This window comes from Streptomyces sp. B6B3, from assembly GCF_039871525.1.
Taxonomy (GTDB): domain Bacteria; phylum Actinomycetota; class Actinomycetes; order Streptomycetales; family Streptomycetaceae; genus Streptomyces.
This window is the reverse complement of record NZ_JBDPLU010000012.1, coordinates 197,065-210,575: the sequence shown is the minus strand read 5'-3', so window position 1 is coordinate 210,575 and position 13,511 is coordinate 197,065. Positions and strand designations below refer to the sequence as shown.

Here is a 13,511-nt window from a genome sequence, read left to right as displayed (position 1 = left end):
CGTCGGGTCACCGACTCGGGTCACCGGGTGGCGTCCAGTCAAGCACCGACGCCATGGAACGCAGCGTCGCCCGCCTCGGCGTCAGCCGGGCGGCCGCGTCGCGCAGCAACACCGCGGGCGGCCACGCCAGTTGACCGATCGCGCCGAGCCGGGCGGAGCGGCGCGTGACGGCCCGGGTCCTCGGGCGGCGCAGCCGGTCGTACGAGCGGAGCGCGGCGGCCACGTCCGGGGTGCGGTCGAGGCAGTGGGCGAGGGTGACCGCGTCCTCCAGCGCCTGGCAGGCGCCCTGGCCCAGGTTGGGGGTCATGGCGTGGGCCGCGTCGCCGAGCAGCGCGACCCGGCCGCGGACGAAGGAGGACAGCGGCGGCAGCTCGTACAGGTCGTGGCGGAGCACCGCGTCCGCGGGGACGGCGGCCAGCAGGGCGGGGACGGGATCCGGCCAGGACCCGAACCGGCGCAGCAGTTCGGCGTGCTCGGACGCGCTCGCGCCCGTTCCCCCGCCCGCCGGCAGCGACGCCGTGGCGAAGCAGTACATCCGCCCGCCCGGCAGCGCCGTGTAGCCGAACCGGGCGCCGCGGCCCCAGGTCGCCGCGCCCTCCGCGGGCGGCTCGGCGAGCGGCTCGGTGACCATGCGCCAGCCGGTGTAACCGGCGTACCGGGGGCCGGCCGCGTCGGGCCACAGCGCGCGGCGGACCGTGCTGCGCAGCCCGTCGGCGCCGACCACGAGGTCCGCCCCCGACTCTCCCCCAGCGTGCTCGACGACCGGGCCGTGGCTCCCGTCGCCGGCGTCGCGGACCGCGGACACCCCGCTGCCCGGCCGCAGGCTGTCGGCGGGCAACGCCTGGGCGAGCACCCGCAGCAGCTCCGCGCGGTGCAGGACCACCAGGGGATGGCCGAAACGGCGCACCAGCTCCGCGTTGTCCGTGCGGGACAGCCAGCGGCCACGCCGGTCGCGTAGCCCGCCGGCGACCTCGACGGCACCGAGTGTCCGGACCGCGTCGGCCAGGCCGAGCGCGTCGAGGGCGCGCAGCGCGTTCGGCCACAGCGAGATGCCGGCGCCGATCTCGGTGAACCGCCCGGCTCGTTCCAGCACCTCGACGCGCCAGCCGCGGCGCCGCAGGGCGACGGCCGCCGCGAGGCCGCCGATGCCACCGCCGACGACGGTCGCGGCGCGCTGCGGCATGGGGGCCTCGCTCTGCTTGCTGAGGGCTTCCTGGGGCGCGGCACGGGACATCGGGCCGGGCACCGAGCCGGTCACGTGGCCGGCGATCCGGTCCCCGGGTGGTGAGCCCGGCCGAACGGCCGCGACGCCCGGCTTCCGGGACGTTCAGTCGTCGATGCTCCACGGCATGGCGATGCCGAACTTCCACAGGTAGATCGACAGCAGCACGGCGCAGATCACGAGGCCGACCGAGGTCAGGATGATGTTGCGGCGGCGGACCCTGGGGTCGAGGGCGCGCTGCGCGAAGTCCGAGACCTTGCGCTTGGTCCACCGGAGCACCAGCTGCGCCCAGACGAACTCGGTCCCCCAGATCGCCATGCCGGCGAATATCACCAGCCAGCCGGGTCCGGGCAGCGGCAGCATGATCACGCCGGCGACGACCACCACCAGACCGACCAGGAACACCCCGACCTGCCAGCCCAGGTGGAGGGCGCGGGAACTCTTCACGAACCGCGGAGCGCGGGAGCCGAGCGGCTTCTCCTTCTTCACGGGCTCTCCGACCGTGCTCGGACCTTCCGGGACCGGCACGGCACCGTCATCCGGCGCGGACTCGACGTCGCGTCCCTGACCACGGGCGATCCCGTCGGGACTCTGCAGATCCATGTGGCCCATCCGAAAGGTCAACCCCCTTAGTGGCAGCCGGCACCGCCAACCCCGAGCCTGTCACTAAGTGACAGTGGAGGCAAGTAGCTGGAGCTCACATCGACACGCGTCACATCCGCCCCAGGCGCACTCCCGGAACGTGACGGGCGCGACACTCAGGAGGCGATCGGATCCCCCACGGCCCCTCCGGTGGCCTCGCGGACGGCGTGCGCGACCCGTTCCGGGGCGTCGGCGAACTCCCCGAGGTCGGCTCCGCCCAGGATGGCGGCGCCGATGTCCTCGTTGATGACCCGCAGGGCGGCCGAGGCCGCCGCGGCGTGCAGCCGCACCCGGAGGTCCTCGGCCGGGATCCCCAGCCGGCCCGCGATGATCCCGGCCAGCTCGCGCTCCACCTGGTCGCAGGCCATCAGCCAGGCGGTGCGGAGCGCCGGCTCCCGGTCGGCCAGCAGGATCATCCGCATCGCGAGCCTGATGTCCGCCAACTCGACGTCACTGGCCTCACGGCGGTGCCTGGCGCTCTCCGCGGCGAAATGCTGTTCGAGGGAGAGGGCCGGCGGCCAGCTGCGCAACGTGGCCATCTCCCATTCCACGCCCTGCGTCACGATGGGCTCGGCGCAGCTCTCCTTGCTGCGGAAATGCCGCCAGATGGTGCGCGTCGACAGGCCCACGGCCTCGGCGATCTGGTCGCCGCTGGTCGCGTCCACGCCCTGCTCCCAGAACAGCCGGGACGCCTCCCGCGAGATCTCCAGGCGCAGGCGATGGCGGCGCTGCTCACTCATCCCGCCTCCGCCGCGCTTGGCCGATGCCATGCCGGTCGCTCCGCTCACGCTCGGGTCGAATCACGCTCGGGCTGAATCACGCTGGGATCGAATCACCAAGTGTCATATTGACAGTAAGTGACGCACATGACCAGCTCGGTGCGCCAGCCGACGATCACGCGCGCCGGCGGCTCCGCCCGCACAACCCGGGCGCGCCGCCCGGCCGTCCCGTGGTGGCCGGCGCGCGCGCTCGTGCAACCGCTCCCGGGGTGTGCGCGTCCCTCGTGGTACCGCGTACCGCGCGGTGTGGACGGCGGACCCGAGCTCTCGGAGGCGGTGCGGTGATGTGGGGGCGACGCGAGGAGACGCCGAGGGCGCGGCGGCCCGCCACCTGGCGGCGGGGGCTGGCCTGGCTGCTGGACTTCTCGCTGGTGGTGGCGGCGGCGGTGGGTCTGGGGATCTTCACCTTCCACCGGATCAGCGCGATGGTGACCGACGTGCCGGGGCTGGTCGGCACCGGCGCCTGGGAGTTGCTCACCTCGGGCGGTGACCCGACCGGCGCGGGCGAGGACTTCGGCCGGTCGGTGTGGAACAGCGCCATCGGGGCCGTGCAACAGGCCTTCGGCGCCCTGGTGTTGGCCACCTTTCTCTACCAGTGGCTGGCGCTGGCGTTCACCGGTAGCACACTGGGCAAGGCGCTGCTCGGCCTGCGCGTGGTGACGCGCGGCCAGGAGGGCGGCCGGCTGAGCCCGGGGCGGGCGGCGCGCCGGGCGGCGGTGACGACGGTCGCCGACGTGGGGGTGTTCTCGCTGGCCTGCTGCCTGCTGCTGAGCGGCGGGTTCGCGGCCTCGGCGGTGGTGTGGTTCGCGGCGATCGTGCTGTTCTGGGCCAACGCGCTGCCGAGCGCGGTCGGTTCCGGCCGGTCGCTGGCCGACGGCGTGGCGGGCAGCGCGGTCACCGGCGGCATGCTCCGCGCCGCCGCGACGGCCACCGTCAACGGCACCCGCGCCGTCATCGCCTCCGGCCGCGCCGTCCGCTTCCGGCGCGGCGACGTCCCCGAGGAGACCGCCGGTTCCCCCGGGCCCTGACGGCCCCGACCGCGCCGGCCGGCGCGGTGGTCACCGCCCCAGAACGCGGTCCAGCGCGGCGCCCAGTTCGGCCGCGCCGGTGCACCGGATCGCGGTGATCCCCACCTCCTCGGCGCCCGCCACGTTCGCGGCCCTGTCGTCGACGAACACGGCCTCGTTCGCGGCGCAGCCCATCGCGTCGAGGGCCTGCCGGAACACGTCCGCGGCGGGCTTGGTGGCGCCGAACCGGCAGGAGAAGAGCAGGGCGTCGAACCGGGACGCGACCTCGGGCAGCTCCGTCGGCAGCGCGTCCAGGAGCAGTTGGTCGTTGTTGGTGAGCAGGGCCGTGCGCAGCGGGCGCACGCCGTCCACCAGCGCCAGCACCCGCGGATCGGGTTCGAACGCGCGGCACCACAGCTCCCGGAGGGCCGCGAGATCCCCCGGATAGCCCAGCCGTTCCCGCACCGTGCGGTGGATCTCCGCGGCCGAGCCGAGGCCGCGGTCCCAGCGTTCGACGAGCCCGGACGCGTACAGGGCGCGCTCCACCCGTTCGGCGCTCACCCCGCACGCCTCACCCAGCGCCTCGGTCCGCCGCCGCGGACGGAACCGGCAGACCACGTCCCCGAGATCGAAGAAGACCACCTTCGGCTGCATGCGTGGACGATACGCCGACCCACCGGGCGGGAACCGAGGAGGGCCGGACCCGCCCGGGGATGCGGCGCCGGTCGACGCGCCGGCGAAAACCCCTACCGCGGTGGGCCGAAACGGCGGAGACTCGACCCATGACCGACATGGGGGCGTTCCGGGAGGCGGTCACCGCGTGGGCGGCCGGCGGCCCCGGCGAGCTTGGTGAGACGGCACGCGCGTGGGCGGCGCGGCTGCCCGTCCGGACGGCCGTCCTGCTGGAGGGCCCGAGCGACGTCGCGGCGGTCAACGCGCTCGCCGCGAGCCGCGGTCGGGACCTGGCGGCCGAGGGCGTCTGCGTCCTGTCCATGGGCGGCGCGATGAGCGTCGGACGCTTCGCCCACCTCCTCGGACCGCCCGGCCTGGGCCTGCGCCTCACCGGACTCTGCGACGAGGCGGAGCTCGGCTACTACGCCCGCGGCTGGGAGCGGGCCAGGGTCGCGCAGCAGGGCATCTTCGTCTGCGCGGCCGATCTGGAGGACGAGCTCATCCGGGCGCTCGGCGTGACCCGGGTGGCGGAGCTCGTCCGCGCGGAGGGCGACCTGCGCGCCCTGCGGACCTTCCTGCGCCAGCCCGCACAGCGGGAGCGCACCTCACAGCAGCAGCTGCGGCGCTTCCTCGGCACGAAGAAGGGCCGCAAGATCCACTACGGCCGCGTCCTCGTCGAGGCCCTCGACCCCGCCGACGCACCCGCTCCCCTCGACGATCTGCTCGCCACCCTCTGACCACCGGGGCGAGCAGGAGACCCTCCCGACCAGCCGCGGCGGCCGGGTCGCGGCGTGCCCGTCAGTCCTGGGCCTCGCCCGTGGGGGCGCCGCCCACCCCGTCGTTGACCTCCCACCGGTCGTTGTAGCCCAGCGGATAGTCGTACGCCGGCCGCCCCTCGTTGGCGCTCAGCCGGAACGGCTCCCCCTCGTCGTCGATCCGCACCGTCCCGCGCTGGCCGCCGCTGGACCACTCCAGCTCCAGGTACCAGCTCACGTCGTACGCCTGCGTGCCCGCGGCCACGTAGTAGACCTCGGGGTCGTTCTCGCTCACCGAGTACGGGAAGTCCCGTTCGCCGCCCTCGGGGGTCACCTCCGGCCGCCCGGCGTCGAGGTCGACGCCGAAGTGCCTCGTCTCCACCGGGCCGCCACACCCGTCGGTGCCCATGACGTAGTCGTTCCAGGTCAGCGGCGTGTCCTTGCCCACCACCCACACGTTCAGCCCTTCCAGGACGACGGTGTCCTCCCCCGTGCCCTGCACGGTCAGCCGCACCCACTGTTCCCCGGCGGCGACCCCGCCCAGCGCGGTGACCCACCCCCGCGCGTTGTCCTCGGACGGCGGCGGGGGCACCTGGGCCGGTTCCTGGTCCACCAGATAGTGCGCCTCGCACTGGCTGGGCCAGTCGTACGGCTCGACGACGACGGTGGGCGCGGTGGCATCGCCGGCCTCCGCACCACCCGATCCGCCCGCGGCGGCCGAATCCGACGCGTCGGGGTCGGGGGAGGCCGAGGAGGGGGACTCCGAGGAGCCGCCGCCCGACGAGGCGCCGGAACCCGTCTCGGTGTCGGACTCCGGGTCGGCGCCGCCCGCGGAGGCGTCGCCCGCGGGTCGCCGCTCGGCCCCGCCGTCGCCGACAGCCGCCTCGTCGCCGTTGCCGCCGGCGTCGGCGTCGCCGGGGAGGAGGCTCGCGATCAGCGCGGCCGACAGGGCGACCGCGGCCACGCTTCCCCCCGCCAGCACGGCGACGCGCCGACGCCGCCCGGTCACGGACGCGCCCTTCGACTCCGCGTCCGGCACCGAAACGGGCTCCGACTCCGACTGCGGCTCCGGCCGCGGCTGCGGCTCCGGCTCCGGCTGCGGGTCCTCGTCCGTGGCCTCGGCCCGCTCCTCACGCGCCACGGTCGCCTTCTGCCGTCGTCGGGCATCGGCCAGCACCCATCTCCGGTGCAGCTCGACCAGTTCCTCGGGAGTCGCCCGGCACACCCGCGCGAACCGCTCCACGGGCGCGTAGTCGACCGGAACGGCCTCCCCGCTGACGTACCGGTGCAACGCCGACGCGCTCACGTGCAGCCGCTTCCCGAGCACGCCGTAGCTGAGCCCGGACCGCTCCTTCAACTGCCCGAGGAGCTCCGAAAAGCTGTCCCCCGCCATCGCTTCCCCTGCCCTCCACATCCCGGATCCGCGTCCCAGGGGCACCGCGTTCCCCCAGGTCAGGGCCACCACGGGCGTCCCAGCCGTCCCGAAGGCCCCGGCAACCGTGGAGGCCGGGACGGAACACCCCACAGGCTGGGGTCAATCCAAACACGCCGCTCCCGGCACCCGGTTGAGCGGCCCACGACAACACCCGTACCGACACCAGGGGGACCACCATGCCCGCACGCACCGGCCTGCTCGCCACCACCGCGATCGCCCTCGCCACGCTGTTGCTGACGGCCTGCAACGGGGCCGACGCCCAGGACGAGGGAGCGTCCACAACCACGACCGGCGGCACGAACGAGAGCGAGGAGTCGACCACGGGCGGCGACCCGGAAGACGGCGGCGACGAGTCCGCCGAGTCCACCGGGTCGACCGGCACCACGGGCTCCACCGGCTCGCAGGACTCCGACTCCGACTCCGGCTCGGACGACGGCGCCGACGCCGACACCGACGCCGACACCAGCCGGAACGATCCGTGCGACGGCTCGAACACCGAGACCACCGTCACCGAGGTCTCCAGGCCCATCAACCACATGCTCGTCACCGTCACCAACACGGGCTCGGAGAGCTGCGACCTGCTCGACTACCCGGTCCTGCGCTTCGAGGGCGCCCAGTCGGTCCCGCCGGTCTTCGAGGACTCCCAGCCGCAGGCGGTGGTCACCCTGGCCCCGGGCGAGTCGGGCTACGCGGGCGTGCTCCTAGCCGCCGCCGACGGCAGCGGCCAGGAGCACTACACGGCCACCACCCTCGAGGTCATCTTCGAGACCGGCGGCGCCGACGGCGAGAGCGCCAACCCGGCCCTGCCCGAGGACGGCATCTCCTACGACGACACGCTGACGGTCACGTACTGGCAGCGCGACATGGCCGACGCCCTCACCTGGTGACCCCCGCGCGGCAGAAACCTCACACGGCGACGAACCAAAGCCCTCTTCCGACTGTCAAACCCTCTCGTTGGAGCAGAACCGTGATCCGTAACCATCTCGTGGGAGGACAACCGTGATCCGCAGGAGCATCGTGAGGACATCCGGGGCGATCGCGCTGGTCTGCGCCGTGGCCGGAGTGGGGCTCGTCGGCTGTGAGGATCCGGAGCTGGACGGGGACGCGGGATCGTCCACCGGTTCTCCCTCGCCGGAAGGCGACGGGGACCTGCTCACGGGGACCGAGCAGATCACGGTCGGAGACCACTCGGTCAACGTCTCCTGCTCCGGCAGCCCGGCCGACGACCGGCCGGTCATCGTCCTGCTGCACGGCGGGGGCGACGATCTGACCACCATGGCCGACCTCCAGGAGACGCTGAGCGGGAACGGCCGGGTCTGCTCCTACGACCGACTCGGCGCGGGCGCCAGCGACCAGCCGGACGGCTCCCAGGACATGGACGACATCGGGGAGACCCTGACCGGGGTGCTCGACCGGGTCGCCGGGGACGACCCGGTCGTCCTGGCAGGGCATTCCATGGGCGGGCTGATGGCCGCCCGGTACGCCCCCGACCACCAGGACAGGGTCGCCGGACTGGTCCTCCTGGACGCCACCTCGCCGACCGCGGTCGGCGACCTCGAGAACCGGATCCCCGAGTCCACCACCGGCCCGGCGGGCGATCTGCGCGCCCAGGCCCTCACGGTGTTCGAGGGGGAGAACCCGGAGCTCTTCGTCTTCACCGACGGGGAGGTCCGCTCCGCCGGCGACATCCCGGTGCAGGTGGTCAAGCACGGCCAGTCGCAGTTCGCGGAGGTTCCCGAATACGGTCCCGGCCTCGAGGAGGACTGGGTCGCGGGCCAGGAGGCCTGGCTGGCGGTCTCCACCAACAGCGAACTGAGCACCGCCGAGAACAGCGGGCACTACATCCACGTCGACGAGCCCGAGATCGCCGTCGAGGCCATCGAGACCGTCACCTCCCAGGCCGCCGACGCCGGCTGACGACGGGACACCCGGGGCCGCGCCCGGCCGGCGGTCCTCGCGACCGCCGGCCGCGTCTGCGAGAGGGAACCGGGAGAGTGAACGGGGCCGCCGTGCCCGGCCGGCGGACGACCGCCGCGAGGCGCGTCATCCGCGGTCGGCGGCCACCCGCGTCTCCCGGCTGTGCCAGGCGGCGTACTCCTGCCGCACATAAGCCCGGGACCCGCCCGGCTGGTCCCACACGATCGATCCCGGCACCAACGGGCCCGCCACGTACCGCCCACCGAGGTCGTGGTCGAGCCCGCGCAGCACCGCCGCCGCGACCCCGGCGCGCAAGGCGACGTCCTCCACGGCGGCCAGGTCGAGGACGCCGCGGAACCAGTCCAGTTCGAGGTCCCGGGCCTGCCGGTCCAGCACGGCCGCCTGGCGCAGCAGCCCCAGCCGGCGCCCGCCACCGTCCACCGGCCGCCCCGCCCGGTCCCGGGCGGCGGCGCCCCCGGCCGTCAGCGCCACCAGACCGGCCCGCTCCTCGGCCAGCGGCGGCGCGGCGCCGTAGGCCTGGCGGTAGTCGGGCGCCGCCCGAAGATGCGGCACCTCCCACACGGGCCAGGTGATCCGGCACAGCACGCACCGCAGGCGGGCCGCCTCGATCGGGTCGCCTCCGCCGACCAGATCGACCTCGGTACTGGGGCACTCCGGACAACAGATCGCACTCGGCACAGGCCAAGCCCTCCCCCGTTCCGGCCGGGCCGAGCGGCCCGGCTGTTCGCGGGCGATGTCTTCCCGCCGCGCCTCGCCCTCATCCCGGGCGGGCGGCAGGACCACCCTCGGACCCGTCCGCGCGCCGCGGCGGCGGACTTCCGGCGAGCCGTCGGCCGACTGGGCATCGTCGCAGGTCAGCGACGTGTTATCGGGGTTGACAACGGTCACCAGTACCGCCTTTGACGCGGCGCGCGTGCCGGCCTCACCATGCACGTGTGAACAGTCATTCAGACGACCTCGTCGCCGCGGACGGATGCGCCGTTCGCGTCGTCGACGCCGACCGGGTCCACGCCGTCCGCGCCCGGATGCCGGCCGAGGACGAACTGACCGACACGGCCGACGTCTTCGACCTGATGTCCGACCCCGGGCGGCTGCGCCTGCTGATCGCGCTGCTGGAGGGCGAGTTGTGCGTGTGCGATCTGGCCGCGGTCACCGGGCTGAGCGAGTCGGCCACCTCCCACGCGCTGCGGTTGCTGCGCGCCCACCGCGTCGTCACCGCCCGCCGTTCCGGCCGGATGGCCTACTACCGGCTGGCCGACGCCCACGTGCGCATGCTGCTCGACCTGGCCGTCGCGCACACCGAGCACACCGAGGCCATCCACCCCGAACGCACCGGAGACCGCTGATGGGCCACGGGCACGGACATGGGCACGGACACGGGCACAGCCACGGCCCCGGAGCCGCCTCCGCCACCGGCCGCCACCGAGGGCGACTCGCCGCGTCCTTCGCCCTGATCGCCAGCTACTTCGTCGTCGAACTCGCCTACGGGCTCATCTCCGGCTCCCTGGCCCTGCTCTCCGACGCCGGACACATGGCCGCCGACGTCGTCACCCTCGCCGCCGCCCTGACGGCCACCCGCATCGCCGCCCGCCGCGACACCACCGGACGGCGCACCTACGGCTCCTACCGCGCCGAGGTCTTCGCCTCGGGACTGGCCGTGCTGCTCATGCTCGGAGTGGCCGCCTACATCGTCGTCGAGGCCATCGGCCGTATCGGGACCACCGCCGAGGTCGAGACCGGGCCGATGCTCGTCGTCGGCGCCCTCGGCCTGGCCGTCAACGTCGCGGCCCTGCTCCTGCTGCGCGCCGGCGCCTCCGAGAGCCTCAACGTCAAGGGCGCCTACCTCGAGGTCGTCGCCGACACCGCCGGGTCGGTCGGCGTCATCGCCGCCGGCTGGCTGGTCGCCGCCACCGGCCAACCGGTCTGGGACACCCTGATCGCCCTGGCCATCGGCGCCTTCGTCGTCGTCCGCGCCCTGATACTCGGCCGCCAGGTCCTCGCCGTCCTGGGCCAGCACTCCCCCGAGGGCATGAACGTCGACACGATCGCCAACGACCTCGCCACCATCGACGGCGTCGCCGACGTCCACGACCTGCACCTGTGGACCCTGACCTCCGGCATGCCCGTGGCCACCGCGCACCTGGTCACCCACGACGACACCGAGAGCCACGCCGTCCTGGACCGGGCCCGCGACGTCCTGCGCCAACGCCACGGCGTCGCCCACGCGACCCTCCAGGTCGAGCCCGCCGACCACCGCGGCTGCGACGAACTCGGCTGGTGAGCCTCGACGCCCGTGCGGCGGAGCGGAGGGAACGCGGAAGCGGGGGGAACGCGGAAGAAAGTGGAAGAAAGTGGAGAATGTTACCCTGCCGCCCGGCTATCAGCCTCTGATAACTTCGGCTGAGTATTCGTCTTCGCCCACCGGTAGTTGAGGTTCTGGAGCGTCCCAGTGCCCAAGACCGCCCCGCCGCAGCCCGTCCCCGTCGCCGCGACCAGCGTCCGGGGCGTGCTGGTGTGCCTGGTCGCCGTCGTGGCGGCGTTGGCCGCGGGCGTGTTCGCCTCCGAGTGTGCGGCGGCCCTGGTCGCCACCCACCCGGGCACGCCGCCGGGGTTCTCGACATCCTCGACGTCCTCGACCATGACGACCACGGACGCGGGCACGCACGCCGGGACGCACGCCGCCGAGGGGCAGCTGCCCCGGGCGGTCTGCTCGGACACCCACGACCCGGCCCACTGCGACCGGCTGGACGTCGAGACCGTGGCCGTCTCGCCCGACACCGCGGCCTGGCGGCTGCCGGCCGACGACCGGTCGGCCCGCACCTCGTTCCACATCGCGGCGACGCCCGGCCCCCGCGCCGGCCCCGACCTCGGCTCTCCCGACCTGCACCAGCTGCAGTTGCTGCGCGTGTAGTGCGGCCGGCGAGGCCGCGCCCATGCCGCCTCGCCCTCTCGCCCACGACCGCTCACTCAGCCCGCGCGTGCCACCACGACGGGTGACGAACCCCGGAGAGGGACAGATCCCATGGCTTCCAAGACGTCCAAGTCCGCCGAACGCCGCGCCCGCGTCGAGGAGATGCGCCAGGCCGAACGCGCCCGCGACCGGCGCAACCGAATACTCACGATCACCGCCGTCGCCGCGGTGGTCGCGGCCACCATCGGCGGCGGCTACCTGGTCGTGTCCACCACCCAGGACGACGAGCAGACCCAGGTCGACGAACAGGCACAGAACGACGACCAGTCCGAGGACGGCGAACAGTCGGAGGAGGAGCTGGCCCAGAAGGACGCGGCCGCGCCGGAGGGGGTGGTGAGGGGCGAGCAGACCTGGGGGGACCTGGGCCGGGACCACACGGAGGAGGACGTGGACTACCCGATGAGCCCGGCCGCGGGCGGCGACCACAGCTCGGTGTGGGTCGACTGCCAGGGCAGCGTCTACGACGAGGAGATCCCCGAGGAGAACGCCGTACACGCCCTGGAACACGGCGCGGTCTGGATCACCTACAGCGACGAGGCCGCCGAGGCGGACGTCACGTCGCTCGGCGACCGCGTCTCCCAGACCCCCTACACGTTGCTCAGCCCCTACTCCGACCAGTCCTCGCCGATCACGCTGACCGCCTGGGGCCACCAACTCGGCGTCGACCGGGCCTCGGACCCGCGGGTCAACGAGTTCCTGGAGGAGTACGTCCAGGGTGAGCAGACCCCCGAGCCGGGCGCCACATGCGCCAGTGAGCTGGCTCCGTGAGCCGGCGCCGGTGGCTGGCCTTCGGCGGCGCCGTCGCCGGCGTGTGGCTGGTGCTGCTCTCCGTGCTGGCGCTGCGCGGCCTGCCGGAGGACGAGGCCTGGCCGACCCCGGTGCCAGCCCCGGCGCCGGCCCCCGCCGAGGACTCGGTGGACGCGGGCTTCGCCCGGGACATGGCCGTGCACCACCAACAGGCGGTCGAGCTGTCGTTCATCGTGCGCGACCGCACCGACGACGCCGACGTCCGCCGCCTCGCCTACGACATCATCAACACCCAGGCCAACCAGCGCGGAATGCTGCTGGGCCGGCTGGACGCCTGGGACCTGCCCACCATCTCCGAGGAACCGCCCATGGCGTGGATGGACCACGCGATGAGCCACGAACCGCACGACGGTTCCCTCATGCCAGGGATGGCCACCAACACCGAGCTGGACCGGCTGCGCCGGGCGGAGGGCGAGGCGGCGGAGGTGCGCTACCTCCAGCTGATGACCGCGCACCACCAGGGCGGCGTCCACATGGCGGAGGCCGCCGCCAACCAGGCCGAGGACCCCACCATCGCCAGACTGGCCGAGGGCATGGTCAGCGGCCAGCAGTCCGAGATCGACCTCATGGCCGACATGCTCACCGAACGCGGCGCCGAGCCTCTGCCGTAGCGCGCACGGCGCCCACGACCCGCCCGGGCCGTGGGCGCCCGCACGGCCGGTACGGTGAGCGGCGTCCCGTCCCGTCCCGACCGAGGATTCTCCCAACGGTGAGCACTTCCCAGACCCGTGTGGACGCCGGACCGGGCGCCGCGGTCATCCTGATCACCGGCGTGATGGCGGCGGGCAAGTCCACCGTGGCCGAGCTGCTGGCCCGGCGGCTGCCCCGGGCCGCCCATGTGCGCGGTGACGTCTTCCGGCGGATGGTGACGTCCGGCCGGGCGGAACCGCTGCCCGAGGAGACCGCCGAGGCCAGGGCCCAACTGGAGTTGCGCCACCACCTGTCGGCGCTGGTGGCCGACGAGTACGCGCACCACGGCTGGACCGCGGTGGTCCAGGACATCGTCCTGGGAGCGGACCTGAGCCGGTACGTCACCAGGGTGCGCACCCGCCCCCTGTACGTCGTCGTGCTGGCTCCCTCCGCCGCGGCGGTGCGGAGCAGGGAGGCCCGGCGCCCGAAGACCGGATACGGCGCCGGCTGGACGGTCGACGCTCTCGACCACACCCTGCGCGAGGAGACCCCGCGCCTCGGGCTCTGGCTGGACACCTCGGCCCAGACCCCGGACCAGACGGCCTCGACGATCCTCGCCGACCTCCCCGCCGCCCGGGTCCAGCCCGGCTGAC

Annotated in this window: 16 protein-coding genes; 10 read left to right on the top strand and 6 right to left on the bottom strand. The window is 74.0% G+C overall.

The annotated features are described in order from the left end of the window. Positions 1 to 7: 7 nt before the first annotated feature. From ABGB06_RS24315 to ABGB06_RS24305, 3 genes are all read right to left on the bottom strand, one after another. Positions 8 to 1,234, bottom strand: a complete 1,227-nt coding sequence (locus tag ABGB06_RS24315) for an FAD-dependent monooxygenase (RefSeq protein ID WP_347592879.1) — start codon at positions 1,232 to 1,234, stop codon at positions 8 to 10. Between the two features lie 93 nt (positions 1,235 to 1,327). After that, positions 1,328 to 1,825: a TIGR02611 family protein gene (locus ABGB06_RS24310; protein ID WP_347592877.1), complete on the bottom strand. Its 498-nt coding sequence runs from the start codon at positions 1,823 to 1,825 to the stop codon at positions 1,328 to 1,330. Positions 1,826 to 1,980: 155 nt separating this feature from the next. Beyond that, entirely contained in the window at positions 1,981 to 2,604 is a 624-nt protein-coding gene (locus ABGB06_RS24305; protein ID WP_347592875.1) for a helix-turn-helix domain-containing protein, read from the bottom strand. A gap of 323 nt (positions 2,605 to 2,927) precedes the next feature. Here ABGB06_RS24305 and ABGB06_RS24300 point away from each other — a divergent pair, with 323 nt between their 5' ends. Next, positions 2,928 to 3,671: an RDD family protein gene (locus tag ABGB06_RS24300; protein WP_347592873.1), complete on the top strand. Its 744-nt coding sequence runs from the start codon at positions 2,928 to 2,930 to the stop codon at positions 3,669 to 3,671. Between the two features lie 30 nt (positions 3,672 to 3,701). Here the strand turns inward: ABGB06_RS24300 and ABGB06_RS24295 are convergent, their stop codons facing one another. Then, entirely contained in the window at positions 3,702 to 4,304 is a 603-nt protein-coding gene (locus ABGB06_RS24295) for an HAD family phosphatase (RefSeq protein WP_347592871.1), read from the bottom strand. 128 nt (positions 4,305 to 4,432) lie between these two features. On the opposite strand from ABGB06_RS24295, the gene ABGB06_RS24290 reads away from it, so the two are divergent. Beyond that, positions 4,433 to 5,059 carry a TOPRIM nucleotidyl transferase/hydrolase domain-containing protein gene (locus tag ABGB06_RS24290; protein WP_347592869.1) on the top strand — a complete coding sequence of 209 codons (627 nt, stop codon included), beginning with the start codon at positions 4,433 to 4,435 and terminating at the stop codon, positions 5,057 to 5,059. 61 nt (positions 5,060 to 5,120) lie between these two features. Here ABGB06_RS24290 and ABGB06_RS24285 read toward each other — a convergent pair whose 3' ends face one another. Next, a complete protein-coding gene (locus ABGB06_RS24285) occupies positions 5,121 to 6,470 on the bottom strand; it encodes a helix-turn-helix transcriptional regulator (protein WP_347592867.1) in 1,350 nt (449 codons plus the stop codon). 218 nt (positions 6,471 to 6,688) lie between these two features. Between ABGB06_RS24285 and ABGB06_RS24280 the strand changes: the two genes are divergently transcribed. After that, on the top strand, positions 6,689 to 7,399 hold the full coding sequence (locus tag ABGB06_RS24280; RefSeq protein ID WP_347592865.1) for a DUF4232 domain-containing protein: 711 nt from the start codon (positions 6,689 to 6,691) through the stop codon (positions 7,397 to 7,399). Between the two features lie 130 nt (positions 7,400 to 7,529). Continuing rightward, a complete protein-coding gene (locus ABGB06_RS24275) occupies positions 7,530 to 8,429 on the top strand; it encodes an alpha/beta hydrolase (RefSeq protein WP_347592863.1) in 900 nt (299 codons plus the stop codon). A 126-nt stretch (positions 8,430 to 8,555) separates the two neighbouring features. Here ABGB06_RS24275 and ABGB06_RS24270 read toward each other — a convergent pair whose 3' ends face one another. After that, complete coding sequence (locus ABGB06_RS24270) at positions 8,556 to 9,128, bottom strand: hypothetical protein (protein ID WP_347592861.1); 573 nt, start codon at positions 9,126 to 9,128, stop codon at positions 8,556 to 8,558. 257 nt (positions 9,129 to 9,385) lie between these two features. Between ABGB06_RS24270 and ABGB06_RS24265 the strand changes: the two genes are divergently transcribed. The 6 genes from ABGB06_RS24265 (at position 9,386) to ABGB06_RS24240 (ending at position 13,510) form a co-directional block, all read left to right on the top strand. Then, the gene (locus ABGB06_RS24265) at positions 9,386 to 9,796 is read left to right on the top strand and encodes a metalloregulator ArsR/SmtB family transcription factor (protein WP_347592859.1); all 411 of its coding nucleotides are present in this window, start codon (positions 9,386 to 9,388) and stop codon (positions 9,794 to 9,796) included. Then, the gene (locus ABGB06_RS24260; RefSeq protein WP_347592857.1) at positions 9,796 to 10,731 is read left to right on the top strand and encodes a cation diffusion facilitator family transporter; all 936 of its coding nucleotides are present in this window, start codon (positions 9,796 to 9,798) and stop codon (positions 10,729 to 10,731) included. Before ABGB06_RS24265 ends, ABGB06_RS24260 begins: the two co-directional genes overlap by 1 nt. Before the next feature lie 168 nt (positions 10,732 to 10,899). After that, positions 10,900 to 11,361: a hypothetical protein gene (locus ABGB06_RS24255; protein ID WP_347592855.1), complete on the top strand. Its 462-nt coding sequence runs from the start codon at positions 10,900 to 10,902 to the stop codon at positions 11,359 to 11,361. 111 nt (positions 11,362 to 11,472) lie between these two features. Then, positions 11,473 to 12,189 (top strand): DUF3105 domain-containing protein, encoded by a 717-nt coding sequence (locus ABGB06_RS24250; protein WP_347592853.1) that lies wholly within the window; start codon positions 11,473 to 11,475, stop codon positions 12,187 to 12,189. A gap of 80 nt (positions 12,190 to 12,269) precedes the next feature. Continuing rightward, the gene (locus tag ABGB06_RS24245; RefSeq protein WP_347592963.1) at positions 12,270 to 12,839 is read left to right on the top strand and encodes a DUF305 domain-containing protein; all 570 of its coding nucleotides are present in this window, start codon (positions 12,270 to 12,272) and stop codon (positions 12,837 to 12,839) included. A gap of 98 nt (positions 12,840 to 12,937) precedes the next feature. Beyond that, positions 12,938 to 13,510, top strand: coding sequence for an AAA family ATPase (locus tag ABGB06_RS24240; protein WP_347592851.1), 573 nt, complete (start codon positions 12,938 to 12,940; stop codon positions 13,508 to 13,510). The last annotated feature ends 1 nt before the right edge of the window (position 13,511 follow it).

Coding starts and splice junctions, on each gene's coding strand:
- ABGB06_RS24315 (WP_347592879.1), bottom strand. CDS start 1,234: ATGTCCCGTGCCGCGCCCCAGGAAGCCCTCAGCAAGCAGAGCGAGGCC.
- ABGB06_RS24310 (WP_347592877.1), bottom strand. CDS start 1,825: ATGGATCTGCAGAGTCCCGACGGGATCGCCCGTGGTCAGGGACGCGAC.
- ABGB06_RS24305 (WP_347592875.1), bottom strand. CDS start 2,604: ATGAGTGAGCAGCGCCGCCATCGCCTGCGCCTGGAGATCTCGCGGGAG.
- ABGB06_RS24300 (WP_347592873.1), top strand. CDS start 2,928: ATGTGGGGGCGACGCGAGGAGACGCCGAGGGCGCGGCGGCCCGCCACC.
- ABGB06_RS24295 (WP_347592871.1), bottom strand. CDS start 4,304: ATGCAGCCGAAGGTGGTCTTCTTCGATCTCGGGGACGTGGTCTGCCGG.
- ABGB06_RS24290 (WP_347592869.1), top strand. CDS start 4,433: ATGACCGACATGGGGGCGTTCCGGGAGGCGGTCACCGCGTGGGCGGCC.
- ABGB06_RS24285 (WP_347592867.1), bottom strand. CDS start 6,470: ATGGCGGGGGACAGCTTTTCGGAGCTCCTCGGGCAGTTGAAGGAGCGG.
- ABGB06_RS24280 (WP_347592865.1), top strand. CDS start 6,689: ATGCCCGCACGCACCGGCCTGCTCGCCACCACCGCGATCGCCCTCGCC.
- ABGB06_RS24260 (WP_347592857.1), top strand. CDS start 9,796: ATGGGCCACGGGCACGGACATGGGCACGGACACGGGCACAGCCACGGC.
- ABGB06_RS24250 (WP_347592853.1), top strand. CDS start 11,473: ATGGCTTCCAAGACGTCCAAGTCCGCCGAACGCCGCGCCCGCGTCGAG.